14 protein-coding genes are annotated in these 12,837 nt (G+C 63.9%); 4 read left to right on the top strand and 10 right to left on the bottom strand.

The annotated features are described in order from the left end of the window. Positions 1-95 precede the first annotated feature (95 nt). From BM190_RS31050 to BM190_RS31030, 5 genes are all read right to left on the bottom strand, one after another. Positions 96-377: a hypothetical protein gene (locus BM190_RS31050; protein ID WP_092261482.1), complete on the bottom strand. Its 282-nt coding sequence runs from the start codon at positions 375-377 to the stop codon at positions 96-98. Further along, on the bottom strand, positions 374-595 hold the full coding sequence (locus tag BM190_RS31045; RefSeq protein WP_092261481.1) for a hypothetical protein: 222 nt from the start codon (positions 593-595) through the stop codon (positions 374-376). The genes BM190_RS31050 and BM190_RS31045 overlap by 4 nt, the downstream gene beginning before the upstream one ends. Beyond that, entirely contained in the window at positions 592-2,037 is a 1,446-nt protein-coding gene (locus BM190_RS31040; RefSeq protein WP_092261480.1) for a radical SAM protein, read from the bottom strand. The genes BM190_RS31045 and BM190_RS31040 overlap by 4 nt, the downstream gene beginning before the upstream one ends. Further along, positions 2,034-2,750, bottom strand: coding sequence for a prolipoprotein diacylglyceryl transferase (locus BM190_RS31035; RefSeq protein WP_092261479.1), 717 nt, complete (start codon positions 2,748-2,750; stop codon positions 2,034-2,036). The genes BM190_RS31040 and BM190_RS31035 overlap by 4 nt, the downstream gene beginning before the upstream one ends. Positions 2,751-2,832: 82 nt before the next feature. Next, complete coding sequence (locus BM190_RS31030) at positions 2,833-3,597, bottom strand: Crp/Fnr family transcriptional regulator (protein WP_092261478.1); 765 nt, start codon at positions 3,595-3,597, stop codon at positions 2,833-2,835. Positions 3,598-3,775: 178 nt separating this feature from the next. Here BM190_RS31030 and BM190_RS31025 point away from each other — a divergent pair, with 178 nt between their 5' ends. Further along, a complete protein-coding gene (locus tag BM190_RS31025; protein ID WP_092261477.1) occupies positions 3,776-4,159 on the top strand; it encodes a response regulator in 384 nt (127 codons plus the stop codon). Between the two features lie 3 nt (positions 4,160-4,162). On the opposite strand, the gene BM190_RS31020 is transcribed toward BM190_RS31025, so the two are convergent. Continuing rightward, positions 4,163-5,704 carry an alkaline phosphatase D family protein gene (locus BM190_RS31020; RefSeq protein ID WP_092261476.1) on the bottom strand — a complete coding sequence of 514 codons (1,542 nt, stop codon included), beginning with the start codon at positions 5,702-5,704 and terminating at the stop codon, positions 4,163-4,165. Between the two features lie 162 nt (positions 5,705-5,866). After that, entirely contained in the window at positions 5,867-7,312 is a 1,446-nt protein-coding gene (locus tag BM190_RS31015; RefSeq protein ID WP_092261475.1) for a TAXI family TRAP transporter solute-binding subunit, read from the bottom strand. A 148-nt stretch (positions 7,313-7,460) separates the two neighbouring features. On the opposite strand from BM190_RS31015, the gene BM190_RS31010 reads away from it, so the two are divergent. Continuing rightward, positions 7,461-7,757 (top strand): 4a-hydroxytetrahydrobiopterin dehydratase, encoded by a 297-nt coding sequence (locus BM190_RS31010; protein ID WP_283806132.1) that lies wholly within the window; start codon positions 7,461-7,463, stop codon positions 7,755-7,757. 96 nt (positions 7,758-7,853) lie between these two features. Further along, positions 7,854-8,249, top strand: coding sequence for a YkvA family protein (locus BM190_RS31005; protein WP_092261474.1), 396 nt, complete (start codon positions 7,854-7,856; stop codon positions 8,247-8,249). 154 nt (positions 8,250-8,403) lie between these two features. On the opposite strand, the gene BM190_RS31000 is transcribed toward BM190_RS31005, so the two are convergent. The 3 genes from BM190_RS31000 to BM190_RS30990 form a co-directional block, all read right to left on the bottom strand. Next, positions 8,404-9,564: a TAXI family TRAP transporter solute-binding subunit gene (locus tag BM190_RS31000; protein WP_018318946.1), complete on the bottom strand. Its 1,161-nt coding sequence runs from the start codon at positions 9,562-9,564 to the stop codon at positions 8,404-8,406. A gap of 18 nt (positions 9,565-9,582) precedes the next feature. Further along, positions 9,583-10,443 (bottom strand): hypothetical protein, encoded by an 861-nt coding sequence (locus tag BM190_RS30995; protein ID WP_092261515.1) that lies wholly within the window; start codon positions 10,441-10,443, stop codon positions 9,583-9,585. A gap of 316 nt (positions 10,444-10,759) precedes the next feature. Next, complete coding sequence (locus tag BM190_RS30990) at positions 10,760-11,734, bottom strand: NADPH:quinone oxidoreductase family protein (RefSeq protein ID WP_018318945.1); 975 nt, start codon at positions 11,732-11,734, stop codon at positions 10,760-10,762. Between the two features lie 218 nt (positions 11,735-11,952). On the opposite strand from BM190_RS30990, the gene BM190_RS30985 reads away from it, so the two are divergent. Beyond that, positions 11,953-12,792, top strand: a complete 840-nt coding sequence (locus BM190_RS30985) for an SDR family oxidoreductase (RefSeq protein ID WP_092261473.1) — start codon at positions 11,953-11,955, stop codon at positions 12,790-12,792. The last annotated feature ends 45 nt before the right edge of the window (positions 12,793-12,837 follow it).

The following is a 12,837-nucleotide window of genomic DNA, read 5'->3' as shown; positions in this document are numbered from 1 at the left end:
CTACGCGTTGCGGCGCAATATATGCAAAAAACGCCAAAAAACAATGCGTTCTTTGGACCTTGGTTGACTGAATTTTGCCCGGGAATCTCCGGGGGTTAGCTGCCGTTCCGTGCCGGCGGGGCCTTTCGTCCCATGATGGCCGCCCAGATCAAGACGACGCCTCCGATGCCGATGACTAGTCCCAAAAACACCAGCGACGCGATGTCGGAGGGGATCTGGCCACCCTCGACCACCGACATTCCGCCGAACAGGAGCGCGCAGAGCCCCGGCAGCAGCATGAAGATTCCGGCGATCGCCATCAGCGCGGTCAGGCAGCCGCCGCGCTGTTGCTGGTTCTGCGGAGGCACTGCCGGTGGGGTGTGGCCGGAATCGCTCATGGTTTCTTTCTCGCGGCCCTGATCAGCATCACGCCGGCGAATGCCACCAGCAGTGTGAGGACGAGGACGGGGACGAAACGGATATCCAAGGGGATCGACGAGTCAGCGATGAAGATCAAGGCGCAGATGCCGGGCAGCAACAGGATCACCCCGAACATCACCATCAACGCGGTGACAAGTCCGCTTCGCGATGGTGGAGTTGGAGGCGTCTCGCTCAACGAGGCATCTCCTCGCGCTGCGTGGTTTCCCGATAAGTGTCGCCGTGCAGCGCCGCGCGAATGCCGTCGATCTTGCCGTTGCGGTAGAACAGATTGTAGGTGTCGAAAGGTATGATCGCGCCTTGCTCCGTCACGAAATGGATGCAGCTGCGCTTGACGTTGCCGACGCAGAAATTGAAGCGATCCAGAAACTGCACGATGGTGACGCGGAAGACGTTCTCGTAAGAGAGCCCCTCCGGCACCTGAAAGCTCGGCAGGCAGCACAACAGCTCGCAGACGCGCTCGGAGGTGTTGAGGGGGCCCGACGACAGCGAGAACAGATCGACGAACTTTTCCCGCAGCACCGGATATTTCTCCGGGCTGATGGTGTTGGGCATCACCGCGACCAGCTGCTCCTGCGGGATCAGCGAGGTCAGCGGCAGCACCCTCTCGCCATTGCGCAGGCCATAGCCGATCGAGATGCTTTCGGGATTGCAGGGCAACGGGATCATGTCCTTGTCACCGAACACGCCGGTCTCGATCACGCGCTTGCGGATCTCCGACAGCATGATGCGGTCGGTTTTCTCGTCGAAATTCTCGTTGCGGCCGGCGTCCTGCACCGGCTGCAGCGTGACGCCGCGCACGCATGTCCAGGTCAGGGCGTGGCGAACGATGTCGCCGATCTCGGAATCATTGACGCCGCGTTTGATGGTCGCGACCAGCGTGGTCGACACGCCAAAATGCTCGAGATTCTCCAGCGCCTGCTGGCGGATTTTTCGCAAATCCGCGCCGCGCAGGTCGATCAGCGCATCGCGCTGCAGTGAATCGAACTGGAGATAGACCTCCAGCCCGCGCCTGTTCTCGGCGAGCCGCGCCACGAAATCCTTTTCGCGGGCGATGCGCAGGCCGTTGGTGTTGATCATGACGTGCCGGATCGGGCGGGCGCGCACGGCATCCAGGATCTCGAAGAAATCGGGATGCAGCGTCGGCTCGCCGCCGGAAATCTGCACGAGATCGGGCTCGCCCTCGCTTGCGACCAGCGCGTCCAGCATCTTCTCGATCGTCGCGAGCGGCGTGAATTTCGTGCGTGCCGGCGAGGATTCCGCAAAGCAGACCGGGCAGGTGAGGTTGCAGTGCTCGGTGATCTCGATCAGCGCCAGGCAGGAATGCTGCTCGTGGTCGGAACAGAGACCGCAATCATAGGGACAGCCGAATTCCGTGCGCTGCTGGAATTGCAGCGGCCGGTCGCCGGGTTTGATGAAATCCTTGCACAGGCGCCAATAGGCGGCATCCGTCGACACCAGCGTCGACTGGACGCCATGCTCCTTGCAGCGCTTTTCGTACCAGACCTCGTTGTCCAGGATCTGGATCTTGGTTGGCACCAGCTTCAGGCAGGTCTCGCAAAGAGATTGGGTCTGGCCCCAGAAAATATAGGGACGCGACTTACGCAACGGCGCGTTCATGCAAGTATCTCGTTTTGTAAGCGTCTCGCTTTGGGCGCCGTCGCCAGCATGACGCCGGCGTAGAGCAAAATGGACAGCGACAGCAGGTGAAACAGGGTGAAGGGGCCGATCAGCGGGCCGTAGGGCTTGAGGAATTCCCAGACGAAGCGTTGCGCTCCATAATAGACGAGAACCAGGTAGAAACCATTGGTGATCACAAAGGCGTTCCGGTTCACGGCCGCCAGCACATAGAGCAGCGCGAATACGACCATGGCCGCGCTCTCGTAGAGCTGCACGGGATGGCGCAGGATGCCGTCGCCGAAATCATGGGCCCATGGCAGCGTCGTCGGCGTGCCATAGGTGAAATCGTCGAGGCCCGCGAAGTAGCAGCCGAGCCGGCCGATCGCGATGCCGAGCGCCAGCGGCAGCGCAAAACGGGCACCGGTTCGCGCGGCGATCCCCGCGGACCATTTGTAGAGCTCGATCGCCACGATGCCGCCGGCCAGCGCGCCCTCGACCGAGCGCGCAATGCCGCTCTCGCCCGACAGCCACAGATTGGCGGAGCCGAACAGGTAGGCCCCGAGGCCCGCGCCGAACACCAGCGCCGCGATATAGGGCAGCTCGAAGGATTGCGCCGGAAACTGCAGGCGCTGCCGCGACAGCCAGTAGACGGCCGCCGCCGCCGCCAGCCACGCCAAGACGTCGAAGATGGTGTGTAGGAAAGCCCCGCTCATGCCGGGGGATATTAGCCCAGGTTCCGGCCGTGCGGGATAGTGCGCCTGCTCGTTCTCCACGCCGGGGAAGCGAGGCGGACCGCTAGCCGGCCTCCCGCTCCTCGGTCGGGTAGACGCCGCGCAGCACCTCCTCGAAGTGCATTTTCACCGCGTCGTTGCACAGGCAGGCGCGAAGCCTCAGGCCGTCGCGGTTGCGAACCAGGATCGATCCGCGCCTCGTGTCGAGAATCCGTTCCGCCTTGAACGATTGAAGCACGCGGCTGGCATAGCTGCGACCAACGCCGAGCAGCGTCGCAAGCTGTTCGTGGGTCAGCGGCACGCTGTCCTCGTCGCCGGTGCGCTCCATCGCCGCCAGGATCCATTTGGCGGTCCGCTGTTCGATCGAATGGATGGCATTGCAGGCGGTCGACTGGAAGATCTGCGCCAGCATGCAATCGGCGTAGCGGGCAAAGATGTTGCGCAGCGACGCCGAGCGCAGCTTGGCCGCTTCCAGCTTGGCGACATGAACGCGCGCAAACGGGCCGCCGAATTTCACGCAGATCCGGGTATAGGCCGGCAGGAATCCCTCGCTGACGATACCGCCCACCGCGCCTTCGCGACCGACCAGGATGGTCTCGACGTCTCGGCCATCCTCGTTGGGGACCAGAAAGGTCGCGAGCGCCGGTCCGCAGGGGAAGTGGACGACCTGGACGTCGTCACCGGGGCTGTAGAGCAGCTGGCCGGCTGCGGAGTTTTCGACGGCCACGTGCGGTGCGAGCAGGGCGTAGTCTGGTTGGCTCAAACGCCGCAATAAATTGTTGGCCGGACGGCTCTCGACCTCGGTCATCTTGCTGATACGCGCATCCATCGTGAACTCCGATCTTCCTCCCCACCTTAACGAGTTCCTTGCATTCCCTGTGTGCACAAGTGGACAGACTAGAGAACGGCAATGTGGTGGGTTTCGTTCCGGGAACCCTCCGATGCGCTGTGCGCAGGCATCGTGTCGCGGCAGTCCTGATCCGAACCCCCACACACAAGATGCGATCATGACACCCGCACTTTCCAATGGCTCAAGCTGGCCGGCCGACGTTCTGATCGTCGAGGACGATCCGATCATCGCCATCGATTTCGAGGACCGTCTGCTCGGGTTTGGAGTGCCGGGCGTGCGGACCGTCGGGTCGGTGACGCAGGCGCTCGGCGCCATCGCCAACCGCGCGCCCGATTTCGCGCTGCTCGATGTCGAGTTGATCCGCGAGACGAGCTTTGCGGTCGCGGAGCGGCTGGCTGCGCTGAAGATCCCGTTCGTCTTCGTCACCGGCTATGGCGCCGAGGCGCGCATTCCGCCTGAATTCTCCAGCCAGCCGCGGTTGCAGAAGCCGTGCTCGAGCGACGCGCTGGAGGCGGCGCTGAAGGTGCGCGCCCTCGACTAGCGATCAGGCCTGCTTCGGATCGAGCGTGGTCGACCACAGCGCGACGTCGGTGCGGTCGCGCAAGGTCACCGTCATCTGGCCCGAGGCGCCGTCGATCTTGACGTGACCGAAGAACTGCATGCCGGCGGAGGGCGGCAGGTTCTGGCTGTCCTTGCCCGGCGCCTTGACGAAGCGCACCTCGGGTCCAAAGGTGTTGTCGAGCGCGTTCGGACCGAACGTGCCGGCATGCAGCGGGCCCGAGACGAATTCCCAGAACGGCTCGAACTCCTGGAATTGCGCCTTGTTCGGATCGTAATAATGCGCGGCGGCGTAGTGCACGTCCGCCGTCAGCCACACCGTGTTGCTGATCGGCGCCATCTTGATGAAACGCAGGATGTCGGCGATCTCGAACTCGCGGCCGCGGACCGGGCCGTCACCCTGCGCGATTGCTTCCGAGCCGCCCTTCGGCGTGTCCGCGACGACGAGGCTGAGCGGCATGTCGGAAGCGATCACCTTCCAGGTCGCGCGTGAATTGAGCAGGCCGCGCTTGAGCCAGGCGATCTGGTCCGGGCCGAGGAAGTAGCTGGCGGGGCCGTAAGCGGTTTCGAGATTGGCGCCGTTCGGACCGCGATAGCTGCGCTCGTCGAGCACGAACACGTCGAGATGCGGGCCGTAGGAGATCTGGCGATAGACCCGGCCCGGCTCAACGATGCTCTCGCGCATCGGATACATCTCGTGGAAGGCGCGGCCCGCGCGGGCGGCGAGCAGGGCGATGTCGCGCTCCTTGTAGGCGGCCGGTAATTCCTTCGAGAGCGACCAGTTGTTGGTCACCTCGTGGTCGTCCCATTGCACGAAGATCGGCACCTCGGCATTGAAGGCGCGGAGGTTGTCGTCGGTGAAATTGTATTTGTGCGCGGCGCGGTACTCGTCCAGCGTCTCGGCGACCTTGGCCTTCTCGGGGATGGTGACATTCTTCCAGATCTTGCCGTCGGCGAGCTTCACCTCGGATACAATCGGGCCGTCGGCATAGATGGTGTCGCCCGAATGCAGGAAGAAATCCGGACGGTGCTTGCGCATCGCCGAGAAGGTGAACATGCCGCCGTCATCGGGATTGATACCCCAGCCCTGGCCGGCGACGTCTCCGCCCCAGACGAAGCTGACGTCGCGGCGGTCGGCCGGCGCGGTGCGGAAGCGGCCGACCACCAGCTCGCCCTCGATGGCGCTGTGGGAGAGATCGCGGAAGCGGACGCGGTAAAAGATGTCCTGGCTAGCCGGCAGATTCTCGATCAGCATCTTCGCGGTAAAGTCGCTCTCGGGGAGCGCTGCGATCGGCGGCAGCGCGCGGGCATCCCTGAATGACTCCGTCGTCGCCACCTCGACCAGCATCTGCGCGGGCCGATCGGTGCGCGCCCACACCACGCCGCCGTCGATAGTGACGTCGCCCGACTGGACGCCATGAGTGACCATCGGCCGATCGGCCGCGCGCGAGAGATGGGGCATCGCGACCGCGCCGAGCGCACCGGCGCCGGTGGCGAGGAAGCGGCGGCGGGAGAATCTGATGTTCATGCTTGGCTCGCTGTGCTGCGCGCATCTCGCGCCGTCATTCCCGGACGGTCCGAAGGATCAGAACCCGGAATCTCGAGATTCCGGATTCGCGCGTTGCGCGCCCCGGAATGACGGTGAACCTATATTGAGACAATGTGACGCAGCTATAACGCGCGCAAGCGTTCACGCGTTGCCGGCGGCCCTGAACTGGGCGCCGGCCCGCTGCAGGTTCTGCGGCAGGCTGAACAGCACCGCCTTGCGGTCGGCGACGGCGGCGTGGAACTGGTCGAGTGCGATGTTGAAGGCGGTGAGCGCGGCTTCCTCGATCGCGCCGTGATCGAAGCAGCGCAGCGTGTCGCGCAGGATCTCGTCGGCCTCGGTCTGCATCTGGTCGAGCTCTTCGGTCGTCTCGCATTTGCGTGCGGCGGCGATCATGTCGAGCAGCCGTTCGCGCTGATGGTTGTTGTTGTCGCGCTCGTCCTTCTTCAGATAGCCCGCGAACCAAGCGCCGATCGAGCCCATGGCGGACAACGCCATCAGGCTCCACCAGATGTAATCGCTGTATTTGTCGAGGAAGGTCTTTTCCTCGCCGTCGACGAAGGCGGCAGCGCCCGGATGCACCGGGATCACCGCGTCCTTGTCGGTGTCGGGTGTCTCGATCTTCGCCGCCAGCGGGAATTCCGTCACCAGCTGCTGGCGCACGGCGAAGAGCTGGCGCGTGAACGCCGCGATAGTGGTTTCGGACACGCCTTTGCGCGCCACGATGTGGTGCGAGAAGCTGATGGTCTTGACCTCGTCATCCGGGCGGGCGGGCGAGCCGCCATAGGTGCCGGCGGGAATCTCGGACGCTTCGTAGACCGGATGGTTCTGCGCGATCGCATCCGCGGACTCGATCGCGAGGAAGCTGGGCGCACCGAAATCCTTGGTGGAGGCGGCGATCGCGTCTGCCGTGATCTTGCTGTTGACCGGGCCGGCTGCGAGATAGACGTCGGCCTTCTGGGCCTTGATCGCTTCGGCGACCTCGTTGGCCGGGAATTGCACGATCTCGACCTTGGCGGGATCGACGTTATATTGCTGGAGGATCACCTTGAGCAGATTGACGTTGGCCTGGGTGCGGCCGACGACGCCGACGCGATGGCCGGTGAGTTGCGAGATCTTGGTGATCTTCGCGCCCCGCTTCTTGCCTTTGCTAGGCACGGACCACAGCACCACGACGTTCTTGCGCAGTGTCGCGACCGCCTGCGCGTTCTTGGGCACGTCGAGGTCGCCGCGCACGATGGCGAGATCGACCTTGCCTTCCGCAAGCGCATTGGCACTGGCGGTGGCGCCGTCGGTCTGGATCGGCCGCAGCCGCACTTGGCCCTTGCTCTGCGTGAAGGCCTGCGTCAGCGCCTGCACGACCTTGACGTCGTCGCTGTTGGCGGGACCGACCGCGATCTTCAACGTCACCGGCCGCATGGCGAAGTAGTAGCCGCCGACGAGCGCGCCGATGATCGCAAGCACGAGCGCAAGAGACACGAGCGCGGTCTTCCGCGCCGCGGATCGCGGCGAAGGCGGAGAGGGCGTTTCGGCCAGGTCCAATCCCCCGGTCATCGATCTCCCAAACAGGCGCTTCAGGCTCAGTTTCATCTTGGCCGGCGATTTACGCCCGCAATTGTAGCAAATTTCTTGTGCGGCGGGGTTACATCTCCGTCATGGTTAGCGGATGGCGGAAATCCCCGTATGAACCCGGGCGCCAGCGGGGTGTTAGGGTAAAGTTCCCCTGAAGGACGGAGACATGACCATGGCAGATCGGCTTTCGGCGGAGGCGCGCAGGCAGGCGCTGGGCGGACTACCCGGTTGGAGCGAGGTTCAGGGCCGGGATGCCATCGGCAAAACCTTTATCTTCAAGGATTTCAACGAGGCGTTCGGCTTCATGACCCGCGCTGCGCTGGCCGCCGAGAAGATGGATCACCACCCCGAATGGCGTAACGTCTACAAGACGGTGGACGTGGTGCTGTCGACCCACGACGCCGGCGGCGTCACCGCGCTCGACATCGCGCTGGCCAAGACGATGAACGCGATCGCAGGCTGAGACCGGGCCGACGTCTTGCAGGGATCGGCCACATCCCCATCTTGTGATCAGCCGGGATCGGGATCGTCGCCCGGCTGAACGGGGAGTTTGTCGAACATGGCTGCCGAACACAGCGTCGGTTTCGAGCCGGCCGATCGGCTCGCGGAAGATCGTGAGAGCGTACGCCGCCGCTTCTGGCGCAAGCTGAAGCGTGTCGCCGCGCAGCTGCCGTTCGCGGAAGACCTGCTTGCTGCTTATTACTGCGCGTTCGACCGGCAGACCCCGCGCCACGTCCAGGCCGCGCTGTTGGGTGCGATCGCCTATTTCATCCTGCCGTTCGATTTCGTCGCCGACGTGATGCCGGTCCTCGGCTTCGCCGACGACGCCGCCGTGCTCGCCACCGCCATCCGCATGGTTTCCGGCCACATCACCAATGAGCACCGCGAAGCCGCCCGTGCTGTGCTGAAGCGCGGGGTGGGTGAGGAGGGCGATGCGGACGTGGAAGCGGCGTAGTCAACGCGGATTCAACCACACATTCCGCTGTCATGCCCCGGCTTGATGTGTAGTCCGGGGACATGGCTGACACCTGTTCGGACACATCACTGACAGGTTGGCCATTGGTCAAGCCGGGCGATGACACTGAGTGTGTGGCGACGAAACGCGCTCGCTATTTCTTGCCCGCCTCCACCCGCGCCTTCTCCGCGTCCCATGCCTGGAATTGCTTGAACAGCGTTTCCCTGTCCGCGTCGGAGACCTTTGCGGCCGTGGGGCTCTGCTTCAGGAACGCCTCGAATCGTTGCCGTGTCACCGGCTCGACGCCGTGCTTGTCGAGCCATTGCTGCGCCACCGGCAATCTGTTCCAACCCGACAGGGGCGCCGCGAGCGAGACCTCCTTCCACTTGGGATGGAAGGGCGGGTTCTGGAGCGCCGGGAATTTCGTGAAGAACGCGTCCACGAACAGCGCGAGCTTGCGATAGCGTTCGGTGTTTGGCGCCCAACTATAGGCCGCGAGCACCGCTGGCACCGCGATGGTGTCCACGCTCTCGCCCTCCTTGATCAGGTTCGGATAGTCCTTGGTCGTCAGCGTCGCCGGCAGATAGTCGCTCTGGAGCGGCTTTGCATAGTCGACCTTGGCAAGATGGAAGCGGCCGTCATTGCCGAAGGTCGAGACGGATTTGTACGGCTTGCCGCCGACCACGATGACGGCGTCGATCTCACCGGCCTTCAGCTTTTCCATTGCGATGCGCTGCTCGACATAGACGAATTTCGCCTTGATGCCGAGCCGCTCGAATACGGTGAGCGCGGTGACGAAGGTGCCGCCATTGGGCAGGTCGACGCTGACCGTCTTGCCTTCGAGATCCTTCAGCGTCGCAACAGATTTCGGCGCGATCACCTGCATCTCTTCGTTGTAGAGCTTCGTCACATAGGTGAATTGCTTCTTGATGTCCTTGGCAAAACCCTTGCGCTCGAGATAGTCGAGCGTATCGGCCCGCACGATGCCGAGATCGACCCCTTGCAGGAATAGGATGTCGGCGACGCTCTGCACCGAGCCACGGCCGACGATCGGCAGCACGCGGATCTTGTTGCCGTCGTCGAGCACCGAGGCGAGGTCGGCGCCGAACTGCACATAGGTGCCGCCGATCGTGCCGGTGATCAGCGTGACGGTGTTGGCGTTCAGCGCCTGCTTGGTCGAGGTCGAGCCGAACTGGAAGATGGCCTTCAGGCCGTCCGAGACCTTGGCCGGATCGTATTCGGTCTGCTCGGCGCCGGCCGTGGAGGCATAGATCGTCATGATGGCGGCAAGTGCCATTCCAAAAGCGTTACGCATGATGTCCCCTGAATAGTTCTAGTTCTGAATCCGGACGAGACGCTGGCGCGCCTCCGCCGATCCGAGTGATGCAGCCCGCTGGTACCAGTCACGTGCGGCGGATGCGTCGGCAATGACACTTCGCGCGTCGCTGGTGCCGAGCACCGTGGGATCATAGGTCTGCGCCAGCAGAAGCGCCGCCGTTGCATCTTGCGCATTGGCCGCGCGTTCGAGCAGCAGCCGCGCTGCGGCGATGTCACCGATCCTCAACAGGCTCTTCGCGCGCGTCATCAACGCTGCCAGCGTGTCGGCGTCGAGCGTCCTGACCGGTTCAGGCGGTGTAGGCTGTGCGGCGACGGGCTCCGGTGCTTGCACCGGTCCTTGCACCGGTCCTTGCGCTTGCAGCGCAACCTGATAGGCGGTCGCTATCGCTTCGCGGCTTGGCACCGTCGGTGCAGGGAGGTCCCGTGCGTCGGCGCTCGCCAGCGTCGTGTTGGACACGCGGGCCGGATCCTTGAGCGGGGTCTGTGGTATCGCCGGCGCGTTGGCCGACGCCATGGCCATGTCCGGCGCGAGCCCCACCGAGCTACCGGCATTGGCAGTGAAGAAGCCGCGAAAGTCGGACTGAAACAATACGGCCAGAACTGCCAGGGTGGACGCCGCCAGAGCAGCCGCGAGAACACGCGGCACAATTCTGGAACGCAACTCCACCGGCGTATATTCGCTTGGGTCCGGCGCGCCGAGCGGATCGGACAGGAACAGCGGAATCGGATCGTCCTGCGAAAGATCGGCCCGTGCGGCGCGCGCACGGACAAAGGACGCGGTCGGCGGATGTGATGCGGCTCGATTGAAGTCGAGCGCACTCGACTCCTTGGACGGGCGGTACGCCGTCGTCTCCATGGTGATGCTCCCCATTACTAACGCAACGCAGGGGCATTCCCGGCTTCAGTCTTTTTATTGTTGTCCAGAGGTACCCCGCAAACTGGAACCGGTAAATCGCCGTCTGAATCAGCCCAAAAAACGACGACGATTTGCGCGAATCGGGAGAGATTTGGGTTTGATTGCGGCAAAGCAGGGGAATGCACCGCAATTTTGGCGGGAATGGTTGAGGGCTCATTACCAAGCGACGGCGCACGAAAAAGCTGGCGCAGCTTCAGCGACGCCAGCGATTCGAGCGGTGACAGTTTTGTATGTGGCGATGGCGACGCCTACATCCTCACGGATGCAAAATCACCTTGCCCATGGCCTGACGTCCCGCGAGCACCTTCAGTGCATCTGCTGTCTGCGCCAGCGGGAAGGTGCGGTCGACATGCGACGAGATCTTTCCTTCCGCCGTCCACTTCACGAGCTTCTCGAGATTGGCGCGGTTCTTCTCCGGGTTCTGCCGCGTCCAGGCACCCCAGAACACGCCGCGGATGTCGCAGCCTTTCAGCAGCGCGAGGTTCAGCGGCATCTTCGGAATGTCGCCCGCGGCGAAACCGATCACGAGGAAGCGGCCTTCCCAGGCGATCGAGCGCAGCGCCTGCTCGGCATAGGCACCGCCAACCGGATCGAAGATGATATCAACGCCCTTGCCGCCCGTGAGTTTTCGCAAACCTTCCTTGAGGTCTTCCTTGGCGTAGTTCAGCGTCAGCTCGGCGCCGTGCGCCTTCGCGAACTCGAGCTTCTCGTCCGACGAGGCGCAGGCGATCACCTTCAGGCCCATCAGCTTGCCGAGCTCGCAGGCGGCAAGGCCGGTGCCGCCGGCCGCACCTAACACCGCGAGCGTCTCGCCCGGCTTCGGGCTGGCGCGATCTTCCAACGCATGCAGCGCCGTGCCGTAGATGATGATGATGCCGGCCGCGCGGTCGTAGTCGAGATTGTCGGGGATCTTCACGATCGACGCCGCCGGCAGCGCGATCTTCTCACGCGCGCCGTTGTGGCCGCAGGAAGCGACGACGCGATCGCCGACTTTCAGATCGGTCACGCCGGAGCCGATGCTCTCGATCACGCCCGCGACTTCGGCGGCCGGCGAGAACGGGAACGGCGGCTTGATCTGATACTTGCCCTGAATCATCAGGATGTCGAAGAAGTTCAGCGCCGCCGCCTTGATCGCGATCACCGCTTCACCGGGACCTGCCACCGGATCCGGCACCTCAGCCAGTACGAGATCGTCAGGCTGGCAATATTGCGAGCAGAGGATGGCTTTCATAGCGGCACCTTGGGCGTTTTGGGTGGAATTATAGTTTGGCCGTTTCTGCCGGATTTACTGCGGCCGGACAATCCGGATTCTTTGTCTCGGGCGGCGCGAGGGCCTATCCTCGTCATCCGAGCGCAGCAAGCAATCCAGACTATTTCCGCCGGACGGATTCTGGATTGCTTCGCTGCGCTCGCAATGACGGAGCAAGAAGAAAAGGGAGGATTCAAACGATGTTTGAAACAGGCCTGCTGAGGGACAAGCGCATCCTCGTCACCGGCGGCGGCTCGGGCCTCGGCGCCGCGATGGGGCGCCGTTTCCTTGCACTCGGCGCCGAGCTCGTGATCTGCGGCCGCAAGCTCGACCGGCTGGAAGCAACCGCGAGCGAGATGCGCGCGCAGACCGGTGGCAAGGTCACGACGATCGCCTGCGACATCCGCGACGGCGCGGCCGTCGACAGCATGATGGAGCAGATCTGGCACGAGGCGCCGCTCGACATCCTCGTCAACAACGCCGCTGCGACGTTCATCGCACAGAGCGAGCATCTGTCGTTCCGCGCCGCCGATGCGATCCTGGCGCCGACGTTGCATGGCGCGATGTACTGCACGCTGGCCGCCGGCAGGCGCTGGATCGAGGACCAGCATGGCGGCGTCGTGCTCTCGATCCTCTCGACCTCGACCATCACCGGCCGCGCCTTCACCGTGCCCTCGGCGATGGCGAAATCGGCGCTGCTGGCGATGACCAGAAGTCTCGCCGTGGAATGGGGCCCGAAAGGCATCCGCACCGTCGCCATCGCCCCTGGTCCGTTCCCAACCGCGGGCGCGTCGGGGCAGCTCCGCCCCGAAGGCCGTGACGAAGGCTGGACCGCGCGCAATCCGCTTGGCCGGACCGGAGAGCACGGCGAGCTTGCCGATCTCGCCAGCTTCCTGGTCTCGGACCGCGCCGCCTACATCAATGGCGAGATGGTCGTCATCGACGGTGGCGCGCATTTGCGCAGTTCCGGCGCCGAGGATTTGTTACGTTGGACCGAGACGCAATGGGCCGACCAGCGCGCCGCGCGGTCCAAAGCTTAAGGCGCCGCTGATACCGCTAACTGCCTTCCCAAATTGGACTTTTCC

It is taken from the genome of Bradyrhizobium sp. Rc3b (assembly GCF_900114915.1).
Lineage (GTDB): Bacteria > Pseudomonadota > Alphaproteobacteria > Rhizobiales > Xanthobacteraceae > Bradyrhizobium.
Note: the sequence above shows the minus strand (reverse complement) of the source record. Positions and strands in the feature narration are given on the sequence as shown.

What these genes read in the sequence shown, in the direction of transcription:
- BM190_RS31025 (WP_092261477.1), top strand. Translation starts at nt 3,776, where the DNA reads ATGACACCCGCACTTTCCAATGGCTCAAGCTGGCCGGCCGACGTTCTG.
- BM190_RS31015 (WP_092261475.1), bottom strand. Translation starts at nt 7,312, where the DNA reads ATGAAACTGAGCCTGAAGCGCCTGTTTGGGAGATCGATGACCGGGGGA.
- BM190_RS30985 (WP_092261473.1), top strand. Translation starts at nt 11,953, where the DNA reads ATGTTTGAAACAGGCCTGCTGAGGGACAAGCGCATCCTCGTCACCGGC.
- BM190_RS31035 (WP_092261479.1), bottom strand. Translation starts at nt 2,750, where the DNA reads ATGAGCGGGGCTTTCCTACACACCATCTTCGACGTCTTGGCGTGGCTG.
- BM190_RS31050 (WP_092261482.1), bottom strand. Translation starts at nt 377, where the DNA reads ATGAGCGATTCCGGCCACACCCCACCGGCAGTGCCTCCGCAGAACCAG.
- BM190_RS30995 (WP_092261515.1), bottom strand. Translation starts at nt 10,443, where the DNA reads ATGGAGACGACGGCGTACCGCCCGTCCAAGGAGTCGAGTGCGCTCGAC.
- BM190_RS31005 (WP_092261474.1), top strand. Translation starts at nt 7,854, where the DNA reads ATGGCTGCCGAACACAGCGTCGGTTTCGAGCCGGCCGATCGGCTCGCG.
- BM190_RS31010 (WP_283806132.1), top strand. Translation starts at nt 7,461, where the DNA reads ATGACCATGGCAGATCGGCTTTCGGCGGAGGCGCGCAGGCAGGCGCTG.
- BM190_RS31020 (WP_092261476.1), bottom strand. Translation starts at nt 5,704, where the DNA reads ATGAACATCAGATTCTCCCGCCGCCGCTTCCTCGCCACCGGCGCCGGT.
- BM190_RS31030 (WP_092261478.1), bottom strand. Translation starts at nt 3,597, where the DNA reads ATGGATGCGCGTATCAGCAAGATGACCGAGGTCGAGAGCCGTCCGGCC.
- BM190_RS30990 (WP_018318945.1), bottom strand. Translation starts at nt 11,734, where the DNA reads ATGAAAGCCATCCTCTGCTCGCAATATTGCCAGCCTGACGATCTCGTA.
- BM190_RS31000 (WP_018318946.1), bottom strand. Translation starts at nt 9,564, where the DNA reads ATGCGTAACGCTTTTGGAATGGCACTTGCCGCCATCATGACGATCTAT.
- BM190_RS31040 (WP_092261480.1), bottom strand. Translation starts at nt 2,037, where the DNA reads ATGAACGCGCCGTTGCGTAAGTCGCGTCCCTATATTTTCTGGGGCCAG.